At 68.8% G+C, this 25,891-nt stretch carries 21 protein-coding genes; 8 read left to right on the top strand and 13 right to left on the bottom strand.

The window, feature by feature from the left end; genetic code table 11:
• On the bottom strand, window positions 1–4,038 hold a 4,038-nt coding region (locus HMPREF3113_RS03265), incomplete at its 3' end, for an ATP-dependent helicase (RefSeq protein WP_070470753.1).
• A gap of 249 nt (window positions 4,039–4,287) precedes the next feature.
• Here HMPREF3113_RS03265 and HMPREF3113_RS03260 point away from each other — a divergent pair.
• On the top strand, window positions 4,288–6,075 hold the full coding sequence (locus tag HMPREF3113_RS03260) for an FAD-binding oxidoreductase (RefSeq protein ID WP_070470751.1): 1,788 nt from the start codon (window positions 4,288–4,290) through the stop codon (window positions 6,073–6,075).
• An 18-nt stretch (window positions 6,076–6,093) separates the two neighbouring features.
• On the opposite strand, the gene HMPREF3113_RS03255 is transcribed toward HMPREF3113_RS03260, so the two are convergent.
• Both HMPREF3113_RS03255 and HMPREF3113_RS03250 read right to left on the bottom strand, forming a co-directional pair.
• Window positions 6,094–7,287 (bottom strand): pyridoxal phosphate-dependent aminotransferase, encoded by a 1,194-nt coding sequence (locus HMPREF3113_RS03255; RefSeq protein ID WP_083298706.1) that lies wholly within the window; start codon window positions 7,285–7,287, stop codon window positions 6,094–6,096.
• A complete protein-coding gene (locus HMPREF3113_RS03250) occupies window positions 7,284–9,959 on the bottom strand; it encodes a TonB-dependent receptor plug domain-containing protein (protein ID WP_070470749.1) in 2,676 nt (891 codons plus the stop codon). Before HMPREF3113_RS03250 ends, HMPREF3113_RS03255 begins: the two co-directional genes overlap by 4 nt.
• A gap of 421 nt (window positions 9,960–10,380) precedes the next feature.
• Between HMPREF3113_RS03250 and HMPREF3113_RS03245 the strand changes: the two genes are divergently transcribed.
• The 6 genes from HMPREF3113_RS03245 (at window position 10,381) to HMPREF3113_RS18725 (ending at window position 15,462) form a co-directional block, all read left to right on the top strand.
• Window positions 10,381–12,273: a DUF885 domain-containing protein gene (locus HMPREF3113_RS03245; RefSeq protein WP_070470746.1), complete on the top strand. Its 1,893-nt coding sequence runs from the start codon at window positions 10,381–10,383 to the stop codon at window positions 12,271–12,273.
• A gap of 155 nt (window positions 12,274–12,428) precedes the next feature.
• Window positions 12,429–13,211 (top strand): DUF2092 domain-containing protein, encoded by a 783-nt coding sequence (locus HMPREF3113_RS03240; protein WP_083298704.1) that lies wholly within the window; start codon window positions 12,429–12,431, stop codon window positions 13,209–13,211.
• 461 nt (window positions 13,212–13,672) lie between these two features.
• Window positions 13,673–13,840: a DUF6515 family protein gene (locus tag HMPREF3113_RS18855; RefSeq protein ID WP_217350029.1), complete on the top strand. Its 168-nt coding sequence runs from the start codon at window positions 13,673–13,675 to the stop codon at window positions 13,838–13,840.
• The gene (locus tag HMPREF3113_RS03230) at window positions 13,837–14,655 is read left to right on the top strand and encodes a hypothetical protein (RefSeq protein ID WP_070470742.1); all 819 of its coding nucleotides are present in this window, start codon (window positions 13,837–13,839) and stop codon (window positions 14,653–14,655) included. The genes HMPREF3113_RS18855 and HMPREF3113_RS03230 overlap by 4 nt, the downstream gene beginning before the upstream one ends.
• Before the next feature lie 11 nt (window positions 14,656–14,666).
• A complete protein-coding gene (locus tag HMPREF3113_RS03225; protein WP_070470740.1) occupies window positions 14,667–15,263 on the top strand; it encodes a lipid-binding SYLF domain-containing protein in 597 nt (198 codons plus the stop codon).
• Between the two features lie 22 nt (window positions 15,264–15,285).
• Window positions 15,286–15,462: a hypothetical protein gene (locus HMPREF3113_RS18725; RefSeq protein WP_167390385.1), complete on the top strand. Its 177-nt coding sequence runs from the start codon at window positions 15,286–15,288 to the stop codon at window positions 15,460–15,462.
• Between the two features lie 75 nt (window positions 15,463–15,537).
• Here HMPREF3113_RS18725 and HMPREF3113_RS03220 read toward each other — a convergent pair whose 3' ends face one another.
• The 10 genes from HMPREF3113_RS03220 to HMPREF3113_RS03175 form a co-directional block, all read right to left on the bottom strand.
• Window positions 15,538–17,835 (bottom strand): patatin-like phospholipase family protein, encoded by a 2,298-nt coding sequence (locus tag HMPREF3113_RS03220; RefSeq protein ID WP_070470738.1) that lies wholly within the window; start codon window positions 17,833–17,835, stop codon window positions 15,538–15,540.
• Entirely contained in the window at window positions 17,826–19,019 is a 1,194-nt protein-coding gene (locus tag HMPREF3113_RS03215) for a BamA/TamA family outer membrane protein (protein WP_070470737.1), read from the bottom strand. Before HMPREF3113_RS03215 ends, HMPREF3113_RS03220 begins: the two co-directional genes overlap by 10 nt.
• A 109-nt stretch (window positions 19,020–19,128) precedes the next feature.
• Window positions 19,129–19,677, bottom strand: a complete 549-nt coding sequence (locus HMPREF3113_RS03210; RefSeq protein WP_070470735.1) for a DUF4136 domain-containing protein — start codon at window positions 19,675–19,677, stop codon at window positions 19,129–19,131.
• Window positions 19,678–19,833: 156 nt separating this feature from the next.
• The gene (locus HMPREF3113_RS18895) at window positions 19,834–20,343 is read right to left on the bottom strand and encodes a hypothetical protein (protein ID WP_070470733.1); all 510 of its coding nucleotides are present in this window, start codon (window positions 20,341–20,343) and stop codon (window positions 19,834–19,836) included.
• A gap of 1 nt (window position 20,344) precedes the next feature.
• The gene (locus tag HMPREF3113_RS03200) at window positions 20,345–21,163 is read right to left on the bottom strand and encodes a DUF2092 domain-containing protein (RefSeq protein ID WP_070470732.1); all 819 of its coding nucleotides are present in this window, start codon (window positions 21,161–21,163) and stop codon (window positions 20,345–20,347) included.
• A gap of 52 nt (window positions 21,164–21,215) precedes the next feature.
• Complete coding sequence (locus HMPREF3113_RS03195; RefSeq protein ID WP_070470730.1) at window positions 21,216–22,202, bottom strand: SphA family protein; 987 nt, start codon at window positions 22,200–22,202, stop codon at window positions 21,216–21,218.
• A 43-nt stretch (window positions 22,203–22,245) separates the two neighbouring features.
• Window positions 22,246–22,623, bottom strand: coding sequence for a DUF1622 domain-containing protein (locus tag HMPREF3113_RS03190; RefSeq protein ID WP_070470728.1), 378 nt, complete (start codon window positions 22,621–22,623; stop codon window positions 22,246–22,248).
• A gap of 42 nt (window positions 22,624–22,665) precedes the next feature.
• Entirely contained in the window at window positions 22,666–23,592 is a 927-nt protein-coding gene (locus HMPREF3113_RS03185; RefSeq protein ID WP_070470726.1) for a formylglycine-generating enzyme family protein, read from the bottom strand.
• Window positions 23,589–24,128, bottom strand: coding sequence for a YidH family protein (locus tag HMPREF3113_RS03180; protein ID WP_254665231.1), 540 nt, complete (start codon window positions 24,126–24,128; stop codon window positions 23,589–23,591). The genes HMPREF3113_RS03185 and HMPREF3113_RS03180 overlap by 4 nt, the downstream gene beginning before the upstream one ends.
• Complete coding sequence (locus tag HMPREF3113_RS03175) at window positions 24,125–24,529, bottom strand: hypothetical protein (protein ID WP_083298698.1); 405 nt, start codon at window positions 24,527–24,529, stop codon at window positions 24,125–24,127. Before HMPREF3113_RS03175 ends, HMPREF3113_RS03180 begins: the two co-directional genes overlap by 4 nt.
• Window positions 24,530–24,715: 186 nt before the next feature.
• Between HMPREF3113_RS03175 and HMPREF3113_RS03170 the strand changes: the two genes are divergently transcribed.
• Complete coding sequence (locus tag HMPREF3113_RS03170; RefSeq protein ID WP_139146286.1) at window positions 24,716–25,888, top strand: hypothetical protein; 1,173 nt, start codon at window positions 24,716–24,718, stop codon at window positions 25,886–25,888.
• Window positions 25,889–25,891: the final 3 nt, after the last annotated feature.

The raw sequence follows: 25,891 nt of genomic DNA, 5'->3' as shown, positions 1-25,891 counted from the left end.
ACCGCGCCGCGAGGCGCGCGCGACCCGCGGCCGCAGCGCGCGGCCCCCGGCCATGCCGCGCAGCGGCGCCCACAGATCCGTGGTCAGGTACCCCGACCATGCCAGGCCCCACAAGGCGTCGTGCAGCTGCGCGGCGGTGATCTCCATGGGCGGGCTGCCGGCCCGCCCCCCGTGCGTGCCCACCGCGGTGACCAGCTGACGCGCGAAGTACGCGCCACCGTCGGCCAGCACCTGCAGCAGCGCATCCTGCAGCGGCGACAGCGCGGTTGCCACTGCAGGCGCGGGCAGCGTTTCTGCCGCGAATTCCTGCAGGTGCAGCGAGACCAGGCCGTCCTCCTCGCCGAGCCGCCCGTGCCCGGCCCACACCACGGTACCCGTGGCGAGCAGCGAATCGAGCATCGCCGGCGCGTAATCGACCACGCGCGCGGGCAGGATCTGCTGTTCCCACACCGACGCCGGCAGCGCCACGCCCGCCAGCAGTTCCACCACGCGCAGCACGCCGTCGATGCCTTCCAGCGCACCCGGCCCGCGGTGAGCGATGCCACGTGCAGCCTGTTCGGCATCGCTCAGCAGCCCATGCCTCTCCAGCAACAACAGGGCATAGGCGTCGCGCGCGACCGGCCGGGTCGCCTCGCGCGCCGCCTGCAGCGAGCGCACCCGCAACCGACGGAACACCGCCTCACCCACCCATTCGTGACGGGCCAGCGGCGCCGGCTCGGCGGCCGCGCCGACGGCCTCGGCATCGCGACGCGCCACACCGAAACGACCCTTGAGCAGCTTGCCCTGCGCTTCCAGCTGCGTGAGTGCCGCATCGGCCACGGCCACGCCCAATCCAAACGCGGCCGCCACCTCGGCCGTGGTGAACGGCGCATGGGTGCGCGCATATCGGCCCAGCAGCTCGCCCAGCGGGTCCGATGAGGCCTGCAGGAAGGGCTCGGGGATGCCGCGCGGGAGGGTGACCCCCAGCGCATCGCGCAGCCGCGCGGCATCTTCGATGGCCGCCCAGTGCAGGCGGCCGGCGATCTGGACCTGGATCGCACGCCGCTCAGCGGCGAGATCGTGCAGATGCCCGGCAGGTTCGTCATCGACCCGCCGCAGCGCCATCGCTTCATCGGTGAGCGGGCCCAGTTCCCGCAGCAGATCGGCCGCCCCTTCCTTGCCGCGCGCACGGCGGTCGGGCGCCAGGCGCTGCAACTCGTTGCCCACCTGCTCCACCACGGCCGCATCCAGCAGTTCGCCCAGATCGACCTGGCCGAGCAGATCGCCCAACAGGCCGCTGTCCAGTGACAGCACCGACGCACGGCGCTCGGCCAGCGGCACATCGGTGCCGTACATGAACTCGGCGACATAGCCGAACAGCAGGTTCGCCGCGAATGGCGACGGTACCTCGGTGGTGACATCGGCGATCGCCACGCGGCCGTCGGTGAGCCGCTGCATCAGCACGCCCAGCGCATCGAGATCGTAGACGTCCTGCAGGCACTCACGCGCGGTCTCGATCAGGATCGGGAACTCGGGATGGCCCTGCGCGATGGCCAGCAGTTCACCGGCGCGCAGGCGCTGCTGCCACAGCGGCGAGCGACGACCCGGCGTGCGCCGCGGCAGCAACAGCGCGCGTGCGGCACATTCGCGGAAGCGCGCAGCGAACAGGGCCGAGCCGACCACGGCGCGCGTGACGTCGCTGCGCAGACGCTCGGGCTCGAACAGGAACAGCTCCGCGCCCGGCAGGCGCCCCTGTGCGTCGGGCAGCCGCGCGATGATGCCGTCGTCGCTGGCGACCACTGCTGGATCCACGCCCCAGCGTTCGCGGATGCGCGCGGCCACCGCCAGCGCCCACGGATCGTGTACGCGCCGCCCATACGGCGAATGCAGCATCAGCCGCCAGTCACCGGCCTCATCGCGGCAGCGCTCCAGTACGAGCGTGCGATCGGTGGGCAGCACGCCGGTGGCCTCACGCTGTTCGGCCAGCAGGCCGGCGATGTTGGTGATCGCGTTGTCGGCCAATCCGCAGGCCTGCAGCCGCTCGCGCAGCCCGGCCGGCAGGCCCGCTTCCGCGGCACCGGCATCCAGCGCACCGATGAAGGCACCCACCGCCTCGCCCAGTTCGGCCGGGCGGCCCACGCCCTCACCGCGCCAGAACGGCAAGCGCGCCGAACGCCCCGGCGCGGGGGTCACCACGACCTGGTCATGGGTGATCTGCTCGATCCGCCACGAGGTGGCGCCCAAGGTGATCACATCGTTGACCCGTGATTCGTGGACCATCTCCTCATCGAGCTCACCGACCCGGCGCGACCCGGCACGCTCTTCGCCTTCCGGAAGCACGACACCGAACATGCCGCGGTCGGGGATGGTGCCCCCGCTGGTGACCGCCAGCTGTTTCGCGCCCGGCCGCGCGCTCAGTGCACCGGTGTCGCGGTTCCAGACCAGCCGCGGGCGGAAGCCGGCAAAATCATCGGAGGGATAACGTCCGGCCAGCATGTCCAGGGTGGCATCGAACGCGCTGCGCGGCAGCGAACGGTACGGCGCAGCGCGGCGTACGCGCGCATACCAGGCCTCCACGTCCAGTGTTTCCATCGCCGCGGCGGCCACTGTCTGCTGGGCCAGTACGTCCAGCGGGTTGCGCGGCGGATCGATCGCTTCGATCTCACCGGCCAGCATCCGCTCCACTGCCACGGACGCATCGATCAGGTCGCGCCGCGTGCGCGGGTAGACCAGGCCGGTGGAGATGCCCCCGACCTGATGGCTGGCCCGCCCCACCCGCTGCAGCGCGCTGGCGACCGAAGGCGGCGCGGCGACCTGGATCACCAGGTCGACCAGCCCCATGTCGATGCCCAGCTCCAGGCTGGAGGTCGCCACGACACAGCGCAGCTCGCCGGACTTGAGCGCCTGTTCGATCTCGCGGCGCTGTTCCTTGGAGACCGAACCATGGTGCGACCGGGCGATCAGCGCCTCCGCTCCGGCGGCCCGCCCGGCGGTGCCGCCGTTGAACGACCCGTAGTGCTCGGGGGCAGCCGCCGCCATCGAGGCACGCGCCGGGAGCTGGCCACGGGCGACACGGTCGGCATGCAGTTCATTCAACCGGGCAGTCAGCTTTTCGGCCACGCCCCGTGAGTTGGCGAACACAATCGTCGAACGTCGCGCCAGCACCTGGTCCAGGATGCTGGCCTCCACATGCGGCCAGATCGAGCCGGCCCGGCCGGCGGACGCGGGTGCATCGGCGACAGCGGGATGCGGCGGAATGTCGCCCATATCCTCGACCGGCACCACGATCCGGACCTCCAGCGCCCGCTGCGACGGCGGATGGACCACGGTGACCGGACGGTCGCCGCCGAGGAACCGCGCGACCTCCTCCACCGGGCGCACCGTGGCCGAGAGCCCGATGCGCTGCGCGGGCACCTGCAGCAGGGCATCCAGCCGCCCCAGGCTCAACGCCAGGTGGGTGCCGCGCTTGCTGCCGGCCACCGCGTGGATCTCATCGATGATCACGGTATGCACGTCGCGCAACGTCTCGCGCGCCTGTGAGGTGAGCATCAGGAACAGCGATTCGGGCGTGGTGATCAGGATGTCGGGCGGACGCCGCAGCAGTCGCGCCCGCTCTGCCGGGGTGGTGTCGCCGGTCCGGATCGCGACGGACAGGGTGACCGCCGGATCGCCACGCCGCGCACGTTCGGCGCTGACGCCCTGCAGGGGTATCTGCAGGTTGCGCTGGACATCGGCGCCGAGGGCCTTGATCGGCGAGAGATACAGCACACGGGTGCCGCGCTTCTTCGGCACCGACGCCTCCGGCTGCGCATCGCCCGGCTGCTCATCGCTGGGAGGCTCACCGCTGCGGAACAGCTGGTCGATCGCCTGCAGGAACGCGGCGAGGGTCTTGCCCGAGCCGGTCGGCGCGATGACCAGCGTGTGCTGGCCGGCGCTGATAGCCGCCCAGGCATGGTCCTGCACGGGCGTGGGCGCAGCGAAGGCTGCCGTGAACCAATCGCGCGTGGCCGGAGTGAAGGTGGCCAGTGCGCCGGGGGCGGGGTCGTTCGAGGTGGGCATGGATCCGGATGTCGTGGGACGCTCGCCCAGCGACGGCCGCGAGCGCAATGGAACCAGACTAGGGTATGCCGCGTCGGGCATCCGTCAATCGGCGCGGGACCGACGCGTCTCCGCCTGGCTCCACCCGCCCCTGAGCCCCCGCCACTCGTCCCTTCATCACCCACATCCGGCCCCAGGCCAAGGCCCGCGGGCCTCTGCGGGAACACACTCGCTGGCATCGACCACGCTGCCGCCGCAGGAACGACCCTCATGAAACGACGCGATTGCCTCAAAGCCGGGCTGACCCTCCCGCTGCTGCCGATGCTGCTCAAGGCCGGCCCTGCCTTCGCAGCGATGCGTTCGAGGGTCCGGCCGGGCGCTGCGGGGTGGCCCGCTGCCGCCGAGTGGGACCGATTGTCGCGTGCGGTCGGCGGTCGGCTGTCGGTGCCGCAGTCCCCCTTCCTCGCTGACGCCGCCACCCGGGCCGCCGCGCTGGAACAGCTGCAGAATCCATTCTTCCTCGGCGATGCGCCCGCGCTCACCCAGACCAGTGGTTACTTCGGCGCGTGGCGGTCAGTGCCCAGCGCGAAGATGGTGGCCGCCGCCAACAGCGCCGAGGTGGCCGCGGCGGTGAACTTCGCCCGCACCCACCGCCTGCGCCTGGTTGTCAAAGGAGGTGGGCACAGCTATCACGGCACCTCCTGCGCGCCGGATTCGCTGCTGGTCTGGACCCGCGCGATGAACCAGGTCGAGCTGCACGATGCCTTCCTCGCCCACAACGCCCGCCCGGGCACGGCGCCGCAGCCGGCAGTCAGCGTCGGCGCCGGGGCGATGTGGATCGATGCCTACGATGCGGTCACCACCCGCGGCGGGCGCTATGTCCAGGGCGGCGGCTGCACCTCGGTGGGCGTGACAGGCCTGGTCACCGGCGGCGGCTTCGGCAGTTTCTCCAAGGCGCATGGCACGGCCGCGGCCAGCCTGCTCGAAGCCGAGATCGTCACCGCCGACGGGCAGATCCGCACCGTCAACGCCGACAACGAGCCGGACCTGTTCTGGGCCTTGAAGGGGGGCTGCGCGGCGAGTTTCGGGATCGTCACCCGGATGACGCTGCGCACCCATGACCTGCCCGATACCTTCGGCGGCGTCTCCTGCCAGATCCAGGCCAGCGACGACGCCAGCTGGCGGGCACTGGCGGCAGAGATGCTCCGCTTCTACCGCGACACGCTCTGCAACCCGCACTGGGGTGAGCAGTTCACCTTCAAGGACACGCGGCGGCTGTCGATCTCGATGGTGTTCCAGGGCCTGTCGCGCGACGCCGCCGAAGCGACCTGGACGCCGTTCCTGGACTGGATCCGCGCCCGGCCGGCCTACACCATCACCGAACCCTTGCAGGCACTGGCGATGCCGGCCAGAGACTTCTGGGACGCGGACTTCTTCCGCCAGCACGCCCCTGCCCTCATCGCCGAGGACACCCGCGAAGGCGCCTCCTCCCGGCACATGCTGTGGAAGGGCGACCAGGGCCAGGTCGGCTGGTTCCTGCATGGCTACGCATCGGCCTGGCTGCCGTCGGGATTGTTGGACGATGCGCAGCGCGAGCAGGCGGCCGCCGCGATCTGTGCGGCCGCCGATCACATGGATGTCGGCCTGCATTGCAACAAGGGCCTGTTCGGTGCGCCGGCGGCGGCGCTGGCCGCCAGCCGCGACACGGCCACCCATCCGGCCGTGCTGGACGCCTTCGCGCTGGCGATCATCGGTAATGCCAGCGGGCCGGTGTATCCGGGCCTGGGGCGCACGGTGGATGAGCCCCGGGCACGCCGGGGCGCCTTGAACGTGGCGCGCGCCTACCGGGCCCTGAGCGTGGTGGCGCCCTCGGCCCCGGCCTATGTCTCGGAGAGCGACTACTTCCAGCAGGACTGGCAGCAGGCGTTCTGGGGGCCGAACTACCCACGGCTGCAGGCCGCCAAGCGCCGCTACGATCCGCAGGGCCTGTTCGTGATCCATCACGGCGTGGGCAGCGAGGACTGGAGCGCGGACGGCTTCGAGCGCATCGGCGGCTGACGGCGCGTCGGGCAACGTCTACGCCGCCGCTCCACCCTGGGCCTTGCCCAGCTGGGCGAGCACGCTGCGCAACGCCTGCTGCGCACGCCGGTTCTCCGCCGGCGTGCCGAGGGTGATCCGTACCCAGGTGTCATACGGGGCGAACACCCGGGCGATGCGCACGCCCTGTTGCAGCAGCCCGGCGGCGACGACTGCATGGGGGTGCCCGGTATCGACGAACACGAAATTGCCGGCCGCTTCAGTCGAGCGCAGGCGCAGCCCGCTCAGGACCTGCTGCCAGTGCTGCCGCTCCGCCGCCACGCTGCGCCGGACCTGGGCCACGTGGGCGGGATCGGCGAGTGCCGCCGATGCAGCGGCCAGCGACAACTGGTTCTGCGCGTGCGCGCCGCCGACGCCGCGCTGGCGCAGTGCCTCGGCGAGCGCCACAGGCACCAGCGCATACCCGACCTGCAGCCCGGCCAGCGCATGGATCTTGCCCAGCGTGCGGAACACCACCACGTTCTGGCCCTGCCGCAGCAGCCGCACCGCGCTCAACGTGGCGGCATCCTCGCGGTAGTCGAGGTACGCCTCGTCGACGATCACCAGCGTGCGCGCCTGCGCGGCGCTCACGAAACGATCGAACTCGGCCCCGGGGCTCAGCGTGCCGGACGGGTTGTGCGGATTGACCACGAACAGCGCGCGGGTATCCGGCGCGACCGCCGCCAGCAATGCGGGCAGATCATTTTCCAGCTGCGCGTTCAACGGCACTTCCACGGCCCGGCCGCCAAAGGGCCTGGCCGCATCCACCAGAGCGCCATATCCGGGCACGCTGTAGATGAAACCGCCCGCGCCCTGGCTCAGCGCAAGATGCTGGCCCAATGCTTCGAGCACTTCACCGACGATGACCTGTTCGGGCGCGACCCCTTCCAGCGTGGCGATCTGGCCCTGCAACGCCTGCAGCTGCGCGGCGCTGACATACCGCGGCGCCTCCGCCAGCGCACGCTGTAGCGCGGGCCCGACCCGAGGTGACGGGCCGTAGCTGCTCTCATTGAGATCCAGCCGCAGCAGGTCCGTGGTGCGGCCGGCGGCCGTCACGGCGGCCGGCGCGGGCGGCGCAGCGGATCCAGCGGCCGGCGCCAGCGCGACCGCTGCGGCACTGGTGAGCCCGGCACGCAGCCAGTGGCGGCGCTGCGGGTCGGCAGGCAGGTGGCCTGCAGTCGTAGAACGGGTCATTGGAAACGGGCCTCCAGGCGTGCGTAGTAGTAGGTGCCACTCCAACCGAACGGCGACAGCTCGCTGTACGGGAACACGCCAAAGGTATCCGCGCCGGAGACCTGCGGGGTGGTCGCGATGTTGCGCGTCGGATAGGTGTTGAACAGATTGTTCGCGCCCAGCACGACAGTGACCGTGTCGGTGGCGCGGAAGGCGATGTCCAGATCGGTGACCCAGCGCGCCTCCAGTTTCTGGATCACGTCGACATTGCCAGCACTACCCGCTTCGGTCGGCAGCGTACGGAACCGGGTCGAACCCTGCGCAAAGGCGGCGACATTGGCCGCGCTCTGGTTGGTTGCCGCCACCCCTTCGATCTCACCGTAGCGGTGCGTGCCCAGGTGGATGCCCCAGCGGCCGACATCCCAGCCCAGCGCGACGGTCAGATTGTCGCGCGGCTGGCCTTTCTCCACGCGGGTGCGCTCGGTGACATCGAACAACGGCGTGCGCACGCCGAGCGCGGTGAGCTGCGCCGGGGTCGAGGCGACATGGGTCAGCTTGGTCTTGTTGCGGTTGTAGGCGACGGTCGCGGTGAGCCTGCCATAGTCCGCCAGCTCCCAGCGGTAGCGCGCCGAGGCGTCCACGCCGGTGGTACGGGTATCGGCGGCGTTGCTGAAGTAGCGCACGCTGGTCACGCCCGGCGAGCCCAGCGCGGCCAGGTAGTCACGGATCGCGCTCGACCCGGCCGCATCAACGAAGTTGCTGGAGAGGAAGATCCGGTCGTCGATGTCGATCCGGTACACATCCACCGATGCGCTCAGCCCACCGATGCCCCAGGTGAGGCCCGCCGTGACATTGGTCGCCTGCTCCGGCTCCAGCGAGCGCGCCCCCAGGGCACGCGCTTCCACCGTATCCACCGGTGCGGTGCGCACCAGCACATACTCGGGCACCCCGGTCACCGCGTTGTTGAGCGTGCGGCTGCTGGTCGAACTGAAGTACTGCTGGGCCAAGGCCGGCGCATGGAAGCCGGTGCTGACCGAGGCCCGCACCGCCACCCCGCCGTCGAGCTGGTAGCGCAGGGCCAGCTTGCCATTGGTGGTGCTGCCGAAATCGCTGTAGTCCTCCCAGCGCCCGGCCAGCGAGACCAGGAAGCGATCGGTCACATCGGTTTCCGCTTCGGCGTAGGCCGAGACGTTGTGACGGTGATGGTTGCCGGCGTCCGCCGGCTGGATGCCCGCGAAGCCCTGCGAGCCGATCGTCGGCACCGCGCCGGCCGAGGGGCCATCAAGCACCCGCGCCGGCCCCCAAACGTATGAGTTCAGCTCACCGGGTGAAATGCCGTAGGTATCGCGGCGGAACTCTGCCCCGAGCGCCAGCCGCAGCGGTGCATGCCAGCCCAGCTCGATGCTGTTGTTGGCATCCAGATTGGTGGTCCACTGCGAGGCCTCCAGCGCACCGTTGTAGAACGCGGTGGGGCTGGCCGCACCCAGCGTGGCGTTGAGCGTGTTGCGGGTGCGGTAGACCAGCTTGTTGCGGCCGTAGACGCTGCTCAGGTCCCAGTGCCAGTCGCCGAGCAGACCTTTGATGCCTGCGCCGAGCGAGGCGTTGGTGCTCTGGGTATCGACCCACGGCAGGAACCCGTCCGGGTAGATCGCGCGCACGTTCTCGACCTGGCCGGCGCGGCGCAGGGAGGCGTTGGAACTGCCCTCGCTTACTCCGTAGCCGCCAAAGGCATACGCCTCCAATCCTTCAGCCCAGGCGAGCGGCTTGCGCAGGTTGCCGAACACGGTCTTTTCCACGGTGTCGGCCGAGTCGGCGAAGCGCCACAGGGCATCGCGGTCGATGGTGGCTTCGCGTGGGTCGGCCACGGCACCCGCCGCCGCGCCCCCGATCGGTGCCAGGCCGGTGCCGGAGCCGAAGGTGCCCGACGGCGCCACCGGCGCACCGTTGCGACCGATCCCGAAGTACTGCTGACGTGTATCGGGCAGGGCGCGGTTGGCGGCCTTGCGATCACGATAGTCCCAGGTGAGGTGCAGACCGCCGCCGTCGGCAAAGGCCACGCCGGTGTCCAGGGCGACGGCGGTGGTGCCACCGCCGCCATCGCGGGTGGTGCCGCGGCTGACCCGCCCTTCGAAGCCGGCATCCTCGCGCAGCACGATGTTGATCACCCCGGCAATGGCATCGGAACCGTACTGGGCTGACGCGCCATCACGCAGCACTTCGATCCGCTCGATCGCACTCACCGGGATCGCATTGAGATCGGTCGAGACCGCGCCTTTGCCCACCGTCCCGCCGGTATTCACCCATGCACTGGCATGCCGCCGCTTGCCGTTGACCAGCACCAGGGTCTGATCCGGCGACAGCCCGCGCAGCGTTGCCGACCGGATATGCGTGTTGCCGTCCGGTGTGGTCGGGTGCGGGAAGTTGAACGAGGGCAACAGCGACTGCAGGATCTGGCTGATATCGGTATAGCCGCTGCTGCGGATGTCCTGCGCGCCCAGCACATCGATCGGCACCGGCGATTCGAGCACGGTGCGGGCCTGGGTGCGGTTACCCAGGACGGTGAGCTGGTCGAGCTGGGTGACCGCGGGCGCACTTGCCGCGGTTTGAGCATGCACCGGAACGGCGGTGAACAGGCTGGCAAGCACGGCGACGGACAAGCGGCGACGTCGCAGTGCGGTGGTGCGAGGATTCATGACAACTCCGAAGAGATCGGGCATCACGCCCGAGGAAGACGATGGAACAGCGCAGGCGATACGTCAGCGGCGACATCGCCGTGGCAAATTCGAAGCAGGCAAGACACGTCCCCAGGTGACCCTGCCGGACATGTTGCAAACTTGTTGCAGAGCGTCAATCGGTGCGGACACGTGCATTCGCGCCGGGCTGCTCAGGTGGGTAACGAGCGCGGGGCAAGTCACTGATTTCATTCGGCGCGGCCAACGGCGTCGCACCGAGGTCCTTACTTCCGGGCATATCCAGATAGCCAACCGTGCGCGACCGGCAGTGCCTGTACCCTGCCCGCATCTGCCCGCCTGCGCAGACATGACAATCCGCAGGTGCAGCCGCACCCGTGCAGGCGTAGCCTGCCCGCAGCCTGCCGCCAACGGAGATCGCCCCGTGATTACGACCTCGCCTGCCCGCCGTGTTCCTGTCCTGCTCGCACTGGCCATCGCCGGCGCACTGCTGCTGCCGCGAGCCGACGCACATGCGCAGGCCCCGTCCACGGCGAGCACACCGGCCACCCCCTCGTTCAATGCCCTGCTCGATGCGCAGACGATGGCCGCGATCAACGCCGATCCGGAACTGCGCACGATGCTCGGCATCAGCGACGATGCAGGCGGTGATCTGTCCGGCCAGCTGACCGACGTCTCGCTGGCCCGGCGCGCAATCAACCGCCGCTTTCTTGTCGACAACCTGGCGCAGATCCGTGCCTGGAAAGGTGCACCGCTGGATCCGCAGCAACGCCTCAGCGACGGCCTGGCGCGCTGGTTCTACCAGGCCCAGATCGATCTGATGGCCGTGCCATGGGCCGCGGCCTGGTTGCCGGTCGGCGGCAGCACCTACGCGATCGACCAGTTGTTCAGCCTGCCGGTCAACCTGCCGCAGTTCATGGACAACCAGCATGCGGTGACCGACGACACCAGCGCCCGCCGCTACATTGAACGGCTCCAGGCGATGGGCACCAAGCTGGACCAGGTCCGCGCCAACGTCGACATGCAGGCCCAACAGGGCGTGGTGCCGCCGGCGGTTGCGCTGGAAGGGGCGGCCAACCAGTACCGTGCCCTGCTGAAACCGGCGCCGCAGGACAGCCTGTGGGTGCAGTCGTTGCAGCGCAAGCTGGACAAGGTCCCGTCCATCCCGGCGGCCCGGCGCGCTGAACTGATCGCGCAGGCCACCGCTGCGGTGCGAGACGCGGTGAACCCGGGGTATCAACGCCTGCTCGACAACGTGCAGGCCACGCTGGCGACCCATCCCGGCAACAACGGTGTGTGGGCACTGCCCGAGGGCAAGGCCTACTACGATGCCGCGCTGCGCTGGTATACCAGCACCGACCTGGATGCCGATGCGATCCACCAGATCGGCCTGCGCGAAGTGGCGCGGCTGGACACGGCGATGGATGACCGCCTGAAGCAGCTGGGCCTGCGCGAGGGCAGCGTGGCCGCCCGCATCGAACAGCTACGCAAGGACCCGCGCTACCTGTATGAGGACAGCGACGCCGGCCGCAGGCAGCTGATCGGCGACATCGAACAGCGCCTGCGTGATCTTGATCCGATCCTGCCGACCTACTTCGGCCATCTGCCGACGCAGGAGCTGCTGGTTCAACCGGTACCCGCGCACATGCAGGCCACTTCGCCCGGCGGCTACTATTACCCACCGGCGATGGACGGCTCGCGGCCGGGCACCTTCTTCATCAACCTGGGCGATATCACCTCCAATACGCGCTGGAGCATTCCCACCCTCACCTATCACGAGGGCTCGCCGGGGCATCATTTCCAGATCTCGATCGGCCAGACCCTGACCGCGCTGCCGATGCTCCGCCGCAGTCTCAATCCCAGCGCCTTCAGCGAAGGCTGGGCACTGTATGCCGAACAGCTGATGGCCGAGACCGGCGTGTACCGCGACGACCCCGCCGGTGATCTGGGCCGCCTGCAGGCCGAGATGTTCCGGTCGGTGCGGCTGGTGGTCGACACCGGCCTGCATCGCAAACGATGGACCCCCGAGCAGGCCATCGCCTACATGCAGGACAAGACCGGCATGACCCCGGCGGATGTGCGCATCGAGGTCTACCGCTACCTGGTGCAGCCCGGTCAGGCCGCCTCCTACAAGATGGGCCAACTGCGGCTGCTGGAACTGCGCGAGCAGGCACGCCGGGAGCTGGGCGACCGCTTCGACATCCGTGCGTTCCACGACCTGATCCTGGGCAACGGCGCCATGCCGATGACGGTGGTCAGCCAGGCCGTGGACGCCTGGATCGCCGCCGGCGGACCGGCCTCCACCCGGACACCATGACGCCCCTGCACAGGTGCCGGCCGCTGGCCGGTGCCTGCGTATAAATACCTAGCGTCTTACCGTGTAACTCCGGTTGTCCGCCGCGTGGGCGGTGCGCAGAGTGTCAGCAGGGTCGGCCCGCCGCGCGCCCCACTGACGACACTCTGGAGACTGTCATGCCGCGCACCTCATCGAGCCTGCTGTTGGCGCTGGTCCTGGCCGGCCCCCTGCTGCTGCTTCCTCCTCCGCTGGCGGCGCAGCCCGCGGCGGCCAGCGTTGATGCCCAGGCCGTACAGGCACTCACCCGCATGGGCGCAGCCCTGCGCGCGCTGCCGCACTTCACCCTCAATGCCACTACCAGCACCGAGTACGTGCTCGATGATGGCCAGAAGATCGCCCTGCCGGGCACCGTCGCGTATCGCGTGCTGGGACCGGACCACTTCTTCGTGGATATACAGAGCGAGGACCAGCACCGCCAGCTGTTCTACGACGGCAAAGCGCTGACGATCTACTCGCCGCGACTCAAGTACTACGCCACGCTGGATGGCCTGAACAAGAGCAGCCAGGCGCTGTTGACCGAATCGGCGACGACGTATGGCATCGAGTTGCCGCTGGCGGATCTGTTCCTGTGGGGCACGCCGGCGTTTCCGACCGATCAGCTGCAGTCCGCGCTGCGCATCGGCAGCGCCCGCATCGGTGGCGAGGCAACCCAGCACTACGCCTTCCGGCAACCCGGGGTGGATTGGCAGGTCTGGATTTCCGACGCGACCCACCTGCCCCGCCAGCTGGCGATCACCAGCCATAGCGACCCCGCGTTGCCGACCTACCAGGCGACGTTGAACTGGGATACGCGGCGCGCGGTGACCGCCAGGGAGTTGGCGTTCGATCCCAAGGGCGCGACGAAGATCGTGTTCGTACCGGTCGCGCTGGCCGTACAGACCACTGACGGGGAGAACTGAGCATGGACCGTTCCGCTTGCCTGCGCGCCACGCTGGCCCCGGCCCTGATGACCCTGATGCTCGGCGCCGCGCTGCTGCCTGCCGACGCCGACGCGCGCCCCGGGCTGCGCGGCTTTGCCCATCCCTCGATCGCCCATGCCGGCGGCTTCGGCGGCGGCGGTCTGCCTCATGGAGGCGGCGGGTTCGCGCCGCGCCCGCCGGGGCCTGGCCCCGCCCCGCATCCCGGTCCGGGCCCGCGCCCGGAGCCCGGCCCGCATCCTGGCCCAGGTCCCGGTCCCCACCCTGCTCCGGGGCCGGGTCCCGGCCCGGGACCTCATCCTCCAGGTCCTGGACCAGGCCCAGGCCCTGGACCTGGACCCGGTCCTGGCCCCGGGCCGCATCCGCCCGGGCCACCCCCTCCGCCGCCCCCGCCGCCGTACTGGGACCATCCGTTCTGGGACGCCGCCGCGTTCACCGCAGGCGTGGCCGTCACGTCGGCCGTGATCGGCTCGGTGGTGTACTCCTTGCCGGTGGACTGCAGCACGGTCGTCGTCAATGGCATCGGCTACCAGCAGTGCGACAACGCCTGGTATCAGCCGCGCTATGCGGGCACGACGGTGCAGTACATCGTCGTGGATGCGCCGCGATGAGGTGTCGGCGGCATCGGGCCTGGCTGGCGCTGCTCGCCCTGCTGGGTGCCGCGCCCCTCGCCGCGCAGCAGGCGCCGGCCGGATCGGCGTCCTCCGACGACATCGCACGCAAGCTGGCCGATCCCGGTGCGGCGCTGATCTCCGTGCCGTTCCAGTACAACTACCAAGGCTCGGTCGGGCCTGGCGGCGACGCGCACAACCAGCAGTTGAAGATCCAGCCGGTGATTCCGTTCGTCGGCGACAGCGGCAAGTTCATCCTGCGCCCTATCCTGCCGCTGAGCTGGAACCAGTTTCCGCAGGACAAACACGGCACCGGCGATCTGTTCGTGCAGGGGTATTACATCCCCAAGACCGCGGCGGAAGCGCATGGCACCGAATTCGGCTACGGCTTCGCCGCGCTGCTGGACACCGCTTCGCACGACAGTCTGGGCACGGGCAAGTACTCGCTCGGCCCGGCCTTCATCCTGGTCCACAAGACCAAGGCGTGGACCGTCGGCGCACTGGCCAACCATGTCTGGTCCGTTGCCGGCGATGACGACCGCGAGGATGTCAGCAGCACCAGCGTGCAGCCGTTCGTGACCCGCAACCTGCCCGATGGCTGGTCACTCAGTGTCACCTCGGAAACCAATTACAACTGGAAGGCGGCCAGCGGCGATGCCTGGACGGTACCGCTGGGTGCCACCGTCTCCAAAGTGCTCAGGCTCGGGCATACCCCGATCAGCATCGGTGTCGGCGGCTTCTACAACGTGGACCGGCCGCAGTACGCCAGTCGCTGGACCGGCCGGTTGATCGTGACGCTGGTCTTTCCCGAATGAGGCTGCTTCCCATGAACCGTTCTCTTCTTGTCGGCACCGCCCTGATCCTGCTGGGCGTGGCCCCCCTCGGCTGCAGCACCTCCACGCCCGCACGCAGTGACGCACCGCCCTCCACCGAAAAGATCGAGGCGCAGAACCAGGCGCGTACCGCCACCGCCGCGGTGCTCTCGCGGTTGTATGCCGCGCAGCCCGGTGCACGCCAGGCCGTGGAGCAATCGGCGGGTTACGCGGTCTTCCGCAGCTTCGGGGTCAAGGTATTGATTGCCGGCGGCGGCGGCGGGCATGGTGTGGCCATCGACAACCGCAGCGGCCGCGAGACCTTCATGCGCATGGTCGAGGTCCAGGCGGGCCTGGGCTTTGGCGCCAAGACCTTCGACCTGGTCTGGGTCTTCAAGACGCCCGAGGCGTACCAGGACTTCATCACCCGCGGCATCGAGATCGGCGGCCAGGCAACGTTGGCAGCGAAGGTGGACAAGGCCGGCGGTGGACTCACCGGCGCGGTGCAGATTTCCGAGAACGTCTGGGTGTACCAGATGACCGAAAGCGGCCTGGCGGCGGAGCTGACCGTCAAGGGCACCCGCTACTACCCCGACAAGACATTGAACTGAGCCGGCAGGCCAAGGAGTTCCCATGCATGGCCATCCGCTGGTCTGGATCGTCAGCCTGTTCGTGCTGCCCCTGGTGGCGGCGCTGGTGCTGAGCCTGTTCGTCCGCCACCGCGGCATCAGTGCCAATGCGGTGCTGGCCTGGTTCGTGATCGTGTGCTGGTGCGGGGCGCTCGGGGTAATTCTCTCGCAGGTGTGGTGACCCGCGCTGCCGGCCAGCGGCCGGCACTACCCAGACAGGCGAGCACCCCACGGTAGTGCCGGCCGCTGGCCGGCATCACAGCGATTGCCCCAGCTCGATGAAGAGCACGTTCTCGCCGCCTTCGCGGAATCCCATGCCGAAGATCAGCGGGCCGACCCACGAATCGAAGCCGAGGAATACGCTGCCGTTCCAGATGCCGTCGCTCAGTGACATGTCGCTGCGCCGCTGCCAGGCATTGCCGTACTCCACCGTGCCCCCGACCTGCGCCGAGCGGCCCAACAGCTTGCCCAGCTCATAGGTATAGCCGGCGAACCCGAGCGCATAGTCCTGGCCAGTCAACTGGTTGTGCTGGAACCCGGCCAGCCGCCAGCGCCCACCGAGGCGGTAGAGGTTCTGCACCGGCGCCGTGCCCGACGCGGTCACGTGATAGCGCAGCCCCAGCTGCAGCGCATGCTTGCCAAACGATCTGGCGGCCACGGCATCCAGATCGATCTGGCCGAAGCGGGCATCTGCGCCGAGGCTCGGGCTGGACTGGTACGTCCCCGCCGTGACGAGATAGCCATCGCGCGGGAAGTACACGCTGTCGATATCGTCCAGGGTCGCCTGCGCGATCCACGCGCCCTCGTCGAAGTTCACCCGCGGAATGGTGGGGTCGCCCACTTCCACCTCCGCATTGCCGGTATACCGCTGCACGCCGACCGACAGCGCCAGCACATTGGACACATTGCGGAACACGGCCAGCGTCGCACCGGTACGACGCACGCGATAGCGCGCGATCTTGTCGCCGGCATCGTCGTAGAGATTGAAGCTGCGGGTCTGGAACCCGCCGCCCGCCTGGAAGGCGTAACGATCGTGCAGATCGAACGGATGATAGTACTGGCCGGTCAGACCCGGCTCGCTGCCGATCTGCAGGGCGATACGCGCTTCGGCACCGTAGGGCGACAGCGGCGAGAACAGCAGGCCGGCGCGCAGGTTGCTTTCGTGGTTGCCTTCCAGATCGTTGCTCAGGCTGAGCCCGGCTTCCAGGTACACCGGTCCGTTGGGCTTGGCATACGCGGACACCACCACGCCGGTGCGTCCGTCACGCTCCTTGACCTCATAGTTGATGCTGGCCAGCGTTCCCATGCCGTAGGCGCGCAGTACACCGGCCTGCATCGCCTCGATATCCAGCGGCGCGCCGACGTGGACCGGGAGATAGGACAGCAGCAGCGCATCGGCATAGCCGGTGTGGTTGTCGACCTCGACAAAGTCGATGGTGGCCGGTGCCACCGGATGCGTGCGACCGGCACGCTGGGCGGCCAGTCGGGTGTACTCCTGCGGCGCCTGCGCGAACGCTTGCAGCGCCGGCGCGGCCTGGTCGGCGGCGAGCTGGCCGATCCGCAACGCCTCGCGCGCCTTGTCGAAATCGCCGGTGGCCACCTTGCCGGTCAGATCGGGCGAGATCAGCAGATCCTGCGCGCCCAGACTGTCCAGTTGTGCCTGCGCGCTGCGGGTGGTCAGGAAGCCGCTCAGCTGGCTGATCACATCCACCAGGCTGGCGTCGCGATCCAGCGCGCTCAAGGGCGTGCCGACGTCCACCGCGATGACCCGGTCGGCCCCCATCGCGCGCACCACGTCGATCGGCACCTGGTTGGACAGGCCGCCATCAAGCAGCACGTGCCCGTCGATCACCACCGGCCGGAAGATGCCCGGCAAGGACATGCTCGCGCGCATCGCCATCGGCAGGCTGCCTTCGGCCAGCACCACCGGCATGCCGGTATTGATATCGGTGGCGACCGCCCGGAACGGGATCGGCAGGTCATCGAAGCGGCCATTGACCCGGCCGCCGCCGGTGGCGCGCTCGAACAGGGCGATCAGCTTTTCGCCCTCGGAGACCCCCCCGGCCAGTGCCACCGCCTTGCCCTCGCCGCCGAGCCCGATGCCGATCGGTGCCAGCTGTGCGTAATCGTCGGCCTTGCGCCGCAGCGAGCGCTCACGGCGTGGCAGGGTGTCGGTGAACAGGCTCAGCCATTCGGTGCTCAGCACCAGCTGCTCGATCTGCTCGGGCGTGGAGCCGGACGCGTACAAGGCACCGACCAGCGCGCCAGCACTGGTACCGGCGATGCAGTCCACCGGAATATGCAGCGCCTCCAGCTGCTTGAGGATGCGCACGTGTGCGATACCGCGTGCGCCGCCGCCGCCCAGCGCCAGCCCGATCCGTGGCCGGGTGTCACCCGGGCCGCGCACGCCGCAGTGGTCTGCCTGGCCTGCGGGCGCGGCAGCGACCACCGGTTCGGCAGCCTGCAGCGGCGACAGGGCGCCACTGGCGCACAGCCACGCCACTGCGAGCGCCGAGGCGCGCGACGCCGGGTGCCCGGGGCGTTTCAGCGCCACGCGCTGCCGACCTGGATGTAGAACGTGTCGTCTTCCGGGCCCCACGCATAGTCCACGCCGACATGCATGCCCAGCTGGCGGGCGATCAGATAGCGCACGCCGGCGCCTTTCGACACCTGGCTGGCGCCGTCGCTGAAACTGTTGTGCCGGCCCCAGGTGCGCCCCGCACCAACGAAGCCGATCAGCGCCCAGCGCTGGGTCATGTTCCAGCGCAGCTCACTCTCCAGCACCGCAGCCCGCGTGTCCTGGTAACGCGCCGAGCCGATGCCGCGCAGGTCGATGTAGGGCAGTCGATAGAACGGAATGTCACCGTTGGCCCAGCGGGCATCCGCGCGCGCGCCGAGCACGAAATGCCTGCCCATCGGCCAGTAACTGTAGGCATGCCCGCGATAGCTCTGGAAACTGGCATCGCTGCCGATCCCCGGCAGATACGCGTTGCCTTCGATCATGCCAAGCCAGCCGCTGGAAGGGGTGAACGGGTTGTCGCGCGAATCGTACTCCAGCGACAGGCCCAGCCCGGAGCTGCGCTTGGACAGTTCGTGTGGCTGGAAACGATCGCGGTCGGAGGCGACATCGAAGCCGATATCCAGATCCATGTAGATCCAGGCCAGGCCGACATAGAGATTGCGGTCACCCAGGCGCCGGAAGCCCTGCTGGAAGGACATCAGGCCGTCCATGTTGTAGTCGATCTTCTGCGCGGGCAGCACCGTGCCGGGCGTATAGAAGCCCAGGTTGAACGACGCTTTGGCCACGCCGCCGCGGTAGCGCCAACGGTCATCGTCGAAGTGCAGCGAGGCGCCCACGCCATACGCTTCGCTGCCGTTGGAGGTGCGCATGGCCCCACCGCCGTAGATGTCCGGCGTAACCATCTTCGGGGCACCGTCCTCGCCCGTCGCCCCCGAGGACGGTGGGCGGTGGAAGAACGCCAGCGCCACGCCACCGCCGTTGCCGACGGCCGGATCGGTGACGATGATCGGAACCGGCAGAAAGCCGCGGTGCTCCAGCAACCAGCGCGACATGTCGAACCGGCCGTCTTCGGCGTCACGGAACAGGGACGCCCGTGGCGCCGGAGCGGCCGCGGGCGCCGGCGCAGGCGATGGAGCGGCGGGCTGCTGGGCAATCGCGGCGCAGGGCGTGAGCACGCCCAACAGCGAGAGCAGGCGTACGGCATGGCCGATCGACACGGGGGCACCTCGGGGATGGGAAGCCAAGTGCGCGGGCCCGTGCCGGTGGGAGGGAACAGCCCGGCGCGGGCCCACGCGGTTGAACGCATCTCAGGCCGTGCCGCAGTGATCAGCGTGCGGCGGTCGTGCCCGGCGGGAACGCAGCAAACAGCTTGTCCAGGCCGGCTTCCACCGCCGCGTTGACCTTGTCCGGCGAGGTCGGCACGGTGCCGCTGGCGGTGCCGCGCCAGACCGCCTGCTTGGTCTTGGCGTCGAACATATCCACGACCAGCGTGCCGACGTCATAGGTGTGCACCGTGGTGGTGGCATTACCCATGGCCATCCCGCCACCCCAGCCGCCGCCACGCCAGCCCCAGCCGCCCATGCCCGTCCCGGAGTAGAACGTATCCAGGGTCTGCTTCTGGCCGGTGGCGATATGCGCCGCCAGGGCGATGTCGCCGTTGGGCGCTTCGCGCAGGCCCTTGGCCTGCAGGCGCGCGTTGATGCCGTCGATGATGCGTTGCTGCACCAACGGCGAGCTCGCCTGGGGTTTCATCGCCCAGGTGTAGGTCTTGTAGGAGGCGAAACTGGCTGACGGATCGAAGTCGGTCTTGACGGTCGGAGTGGATGCACAGGCGACCAGAGAAGTCGCCAGGACGGCGATGGCAAAGGCTTTCATGACGCGAGTCTCCAAAGGCGGGATGGAAAGACGCGCTGCGGTCGCAGCCGTCCTGGGGCGGGCCGTGGTGGCCAGTGGTTCCAGCCCCACGGTAGTGCACTGCCGGCCACGCGTAATGCGCATAACTACGGTAGAGAGGCGGGAAAAACTACCGAGTCAACGCGGCGGATTGATCACCACGTATTGCACGGTGGTCCCGGCATAGCGCGGCTCATACCAGACATTGCCGCACTGCTGGTAGGCCATGCCGTTGATCACCGTGGTCACGCAGCTGGGCGGAACCGAATTGACGATCGAACCGATCACCGCCGAGGTCACGGCCACGCCCGCCGTCACCGCTGCAGCGGTGGCGAAGGGATGATCGTCCCAGTGGTTCCAGTGGTCGTCGTGGTAGTTCACATCCACATTGACGTTGCGGTTCACGTTGCGATTGACGGTGCGGTTGCTGTCGATGTTGCGGTTGATGTTGGCCCCGCGGTTCACGTTGCCGCCCTGCGGGCGCTGCACCGGGCGGTTGATGCTGGTATGCGCACTGGCGCGCGCGCCACCGCCATGGAAGCCGCTGCGCTGCGCGCTCGCCGATGCGGACACGGCCAGCAACACCACCAGCAGCATGCCCGCCGCCAGGGAGGAGGCCACGAAAAAGCGGTTGATCACGATACGCATGTCAGTTCTCCTGCCCAGCATCGGTGACGACCACCGCGACCGGCACCAGCTTGATGCGGGCCGCATCGGCCGGCGGCGTGAACTGGAAGGCGGTCGCGGGCACGGCGCTGCGCGTGTCCCAGCGCAGGTGGGCGCGATACTGCGGCAGCGCCGGATCATCCAGTGAGGTGATCACCAGCTTCTTCGGCAATGCGGTGGCCTTGCTGACCCACAGCTGCCAGTCCACGCCATCCTGCTTGAACGCGTACTGCTCGATCGCCTCGCCGTCCACCGTGCCACCGCCGATGTGCAGCGCGCCACGGATGGCGGTTTTGGGCGCCTTGTCGGTGCCCCACAGGAACATGTCGGCCAGCGGCATGTCGATGCCATAGCGGGCGGCGGCATCGTCCACCAGTTCGCCCAGCGTACTGGTCAGTCCGTCCACCTGGGCGTAGTACTTCAGGCGCGGCGAATACAGCGACAACGCCTTGCCGTCGTAGAACAGCTGGCGCAGCTGGCGATCGCTGCGCAGCTCCAGGAACAGCTGGTTCGGGGCGCGCACCTTGTAGGTCACCACACCATCCAGCTCCACCTTCTGGCCGTCCTCCAGCACGATCTCGGTGCTGGCATCGGAGGTCAGCGAGAACTGCTTGAGCGCACGCAGCGCAGCGCCCATGCGGTCCAGAGCGGCCAACGCCTCGGGATCGCGCTCGGGCGCGTCGGCCGGTGCAGCCGGGGGGGAGACGGGAGTGGCAACACGGGTGGCGCCGTGCGCGACGGGCGCCAGCGCCGCCAGCATCAGGCAGGCCGACCACGCAACCGGGGGAATGGCAGAGGACATGACCGTTACTCCATGGCACGGTAAACAGGTGGCCGCCGTCAGGCGACCGGGATCAGAAGCCGCCGCTGATCGACAGACTCCACGGGTCGCCTTCGAAGCGGTTCTTGACGCTGAATTCGCCGACATAGCGGAACGACACATCCACATGCTCGCCGCCGGACCATTTCTTGCCGTAGGTCAGCACCGGGCCGATACCAAACGAGCGGCCTTTGAAGCCCCCCAGGCGGTCGGCGGTGTCGCCCTTGTCGTCCTGCAACTGCTGGATCCAGCCACCGGCCGCCCCGAACCCCCAGCCACTGGCGGTGCGCTTGACCAGCAGCGCATCGGCCCGTGCGACCACGCCGTTCTTGTAGTCGGTATCGTCGTTGCGGGTGTACCAGTCGGTGGCGCCCAGCACACTGAATTCCAGCGTGCCCTTCTGGAACAGGTGCGTGTAGCCCACGCTGGGCGAGAACGTCCAGATGTTCATGCCTGGATTGGCCAGCCGGTTCGGGTCGTACTTGGCGGTGGGCGCATATACGTATACGCCGAAGGAAAGGTGCTGCACCTCGCTGATGTGGAACCCGGCGATCACCGGGGCGAAGTACACGTCGAACAGATTGGAGGCATGGTCCTTGGTCTGGAAACGGTTGCCCAGTGGGCCTGCCAGGTTGGCGGTGACCTCGGCATCGATGTACGGCACGGTCAGCATCGAGGCGAAATTCCAACGCCCGGCCTGGGTCGGCCATACGTACACCACGGTGGCAGCGGTCAGGTTCACGTCGGCCTCCAGGCCCAACGAGATCTGCCCGGCGATGGGCGCGGGGCGGTCGCCGCTGATCTTGCCGTTGTAGCGGATGTAGCTCAGCGACCACTGCATGCCCGGCTCGGGCGGGATGACGCCGGCGTAGGAGGTGATCTGCATGCCGGTGATCGAGCGACCCAGCGCGCCTTCAGTGGCTGCGACGGGAGCGCTGCCCAGCGCCAGCAGTCCGCCCAGGCACAGGGCCAGCGGGCCGCGCGGCCGGGGCCGGGGCGTGGTGGGTGCAGGGGTGTTCATGGCATCGGCCTCCGGGGCGGAAGGGGAATCGCAGTGCGCGGGATCAGGACGGGTCCGGCGTGGGCCGCGGTGCGTGCTGCCGCTCGCGCACCTCCTCGATGTCGCGCTCCAGGAAATAGTTCAGGAAGGTCCGGATCACCGCGATCACGGCCAGTTGACCAATCGCATCCCAGTCGGTGTAGATCGAGGATTCGATGATGTCCGCCGCCAGCTGCATGGTCAGCCCGGCCACCAGCCAGCGGCCATACGCCAGCCACACCGCGCGCCGCTCCACGTTGGTCGGGTGGCCGCGCAGCGCCAGCCGCAGCGCCTGCACGAACACCACCGCCGTGGCCAGCGCGATCAGCACCAGTGCCATCGCATCGATGATGACCACGACCGGCTCGGTGACGGCAATCAGCCATGCCTTCAGAGGCGTCATGCGGGATGCTCCGGTATCGCACCTGGCGGTGGCAGAGGCGGCTCATCCCCGCTCCACGCAACGAAAGCCAAGGTGACAGGTGGAGGTGTCGATCGGCTGCGCCATCCGGGCCGCCGGCCGGTAGCGCCGGCAGTAGTTGGGCGCACACAGGTGCGAGCCGCCCTTCATGACCCGGCGCGGGATCGCACTGCGGTCGCGCGGGTCGTGGCTGCCTTCGCGCGCGCCGCCACGGGGGTTGTCGATCGCGCAGCACGGCCTGCTCTGCAGCTGGTCGTGCTGCTGGTACCAGTCGCGGGTCCATTCCCAGACGTTGCCGATCATGTCGTACAGCCCGTATCCGTTGGGCGGATAGCTGCCGACCGGTGACGTCCAGCGGTGGCCGTCCTCATCCAGGCTCTGCCAGGGAAATTCGCCCTGCCAGGTATTGGCCTGGTGGCGGCCGCCGGGAATGAGGGTGTCGCCCCAGGCGAACTCACCCCTCTCCTGGCCGCCACGCGCTGCGAATTCCCACTCGGCCTCGGTCGGCAGGTCCTTCTCCATCCACCGGGCATAGGCCAGCGCATCGGCGAAGGTGACGTGGACCACCGGGTGATCCTCCAGGCCTTGCAGGCTGGACAGCGGACCCCGCGGATGCCGCCAGTCTGCCCCGGGAATGTAGTGCCACCAGTTGTGTGTGTTGCCCATGTCCACCGGGTGCGGAGGCTGCACGAACACCACCGAGGCCGGCTGCAGCAGCGCCGGGTCCGCACCGGGATAGTCGCGCGGATCGGCTGACTGCTCGGCTGCGGTGACGTGGCCAGTGGCCTGGATGAAGCGGGCGAACTCCCGGTTGGTCACCGGGTAGCGATCGATCCGGAACCGCCCTACCCGCGCCTTGTGCGCCGGGCGTTCTTCAGGATAGTGATCGTTGGAGCCCATGCTGAAGACCCCGCCAGCCAGCTCGATCATGCTATCGGCCACGACGCTCATGCGAACGGCGCCACGTTGAAGGTCATGCTGACGATCGCCAGCAGGCCAAGCAGCCACAGCAGGCCGGCGGTGATCAGGGTCAGCGAGATCGGGTAGTGACTCTCCCCGTGGATCAGGCCTTCGCGGATCATCTCCTCGCGCTCGGCACGCAGGCCCTGCATGTAGCGGATGTGGTAGAGGATGCCGAGGGTCAGCAGCACCATGCCGAGGCCGACCAGCGCGATGCCGAAGTTGCGTGGCGCATGCGGACGCAGGCCGACGCCGGGCACCTCCAGCATGTGGCCGAAGAACTGATAGATGGTGAAACCGAAGCCGATCAGCGACAGCGCCGTGCGGATGATCGACATCAGCGTGCGCTCCGCGCTCATGCGCGTGCGCTGGAATGACATCCCGGTGCGCCGCGAGGAGAGCTCCATCGAGGTGGCATCGGCACCCCCCAGCAGCGTTTTGGCCTGCTCGATGGTGAGCGCACGCTCGGTCAGCTGCTCGCGAGGGTCCTGGGCACTCATCGGCTGGTCGTCTCGTGAGGGGGTCATTTGCGGTGCAGGAAGTAGCTGGCGATGCGGGTAATCGGTCCGCGCAGGATCAGATACGGCAGGAAGCCGAGCACGACCGCGATGACGAAGGCTTCCACCGGATACTTGAACGCGCCGAACATGCGGAACTGGTAGATCACATCCATGCCGACCCCCAGCAGAAGAATGCGGGCGGTTGCGGTGACCCCTTCGCGCCAGGCGACCAGCCGGTCACCAGCAGAGCTGTGCGCCATCAGCCAGGCATAGGGCGCCTTGCCCGCCTTGGCATCCTTGATGCCATCGATCAACGCCGCGATCAGCGCCATCGTCGGCTGCAGGAAGAAGCGGAAGGTCATGGGGCCATCCGCGCGATCGATCATGTCGGTCCAGAAGCGCGTCAGAATATCGATCACCAGGAGCATGGGCGGGATCCTTGCGTCAGGCCTCCAGCTTGGGCGCCGCCCGGTAGCCACACAATCGAGTTGTTACTGCAACCTCTCCAGTATTTTTACTGCGTCCAACGCGTGGAAAGGCAGCGCTATGCTCAGCGATATCGCGTCCGCTGCCCGCTGCAGCCGCGCCTTCTCTTTCTTCGCCACGGGCCCCCCATGCACTTGGACCAGCACCACTACTCCCTGATGCGCGGCGGACTGGTGCATCGGCTGCTGCAGGCCGCCGGCATGCTGCGCGGCACCGCCCGCCTCTCGCTGTGGATGGCCGCGGCATTGGTGGTGATCTCGCTGGCGCCGTTGGTGGTGCTGACCGCGCGCGCGGGCACCCTGTGGACGCTCCCCCCGGGCATGCCGTTGCTGGGGGACTACGCCACCCTCGCCCGCGTGCTGCTGGCGATGCCTCTGCTGGTGATTGCCGCACCGCGCTCGGACACCTTGCTGCGCAATGCGTTTCGCCAACTGACCCGCGCCGGCCTGGTGCCACCGCAGCGACAGGGCAGATTGACCGCGCTGCTGGCGAAGGTGCGCCGCTGGCGCGATGGCTGGCTGCCTGAAGCGCTCTGTGTGGTGATCGCATGGCTGCCGCTGTTGTTCGGCACGGACAGCGTGAGCCTGCTGCCGGGCGTCGCCGACTGGCGCCTGGAGCACGGTGCATTGACGGCCGCCGGACGCTGGTACGAATGGGTCGCCGTGCCGCTGTTCCGGCTGGTGGCGTTGCTCTGGCTATGGCGCTTCGTGCTGTGGACCGGCCTGCTCTGGCGCCTGCCGCGTGTAGGGCTGGCACTGCACGCAGAGCACCCGGATGGCGCTGGCGGTCTGGCCTTCCTGGGCATGGCGCAGGAACGCTTCGCGGTGCTCGCCCTGACCGGCGGCATCCTGGTCGCCGGTGCGTGTGTCAATCATGTTCACTATCTGGGCGAGAGTCTGTATGACCTGCGCCACCTGCTGGCCGGCTATGTCATCGGTGCCACGCTCCTGCTGGTGGCGCCGCTGCTGGTCATGATGCCGAGCATGATGCGGGCCAAGCGCCATGCGCTGTACCGCTTCGATGCGCTGGGCAACCGCGCCGCGGCGCTGTTCGACCAGCGCTGGCGATCAGGGTCACGACAGGAGGCCGACACGGACTCCCTGCTGGACCATGGTGATGCATCCGCGTTCGCTGATTTCAGCGGCGTCTACAAGGGCCTGGCCAGCATGTCGGTGCTGCCGTTGAACCGCTGGAATCTGCTCTGGATCGCCCTGCACGCCGTCGTGCCTCTGCTGCCGCTGGTGCTGCTGGCAATGTCGGTGGATGAGCTGGCCCGCAAGCTGCTCGGCATCCTGGTCTGACGG

This window comes from Stenotrophomonas sp. HMSC10F06, from assembly GCF_001807865.1.
Lineage (GTDB): Bacteria > Pseudomonadota > Gammaproteobacteria > Xanthomonadales > Xanthomonadaceae > Stenotrophomonas > Stenotrophomonas bentonitica_A.
Note: the sequence above shows the minus strand (reverse complement) of the source record. Positions and strands in the feature narration are given on the sequence as shown.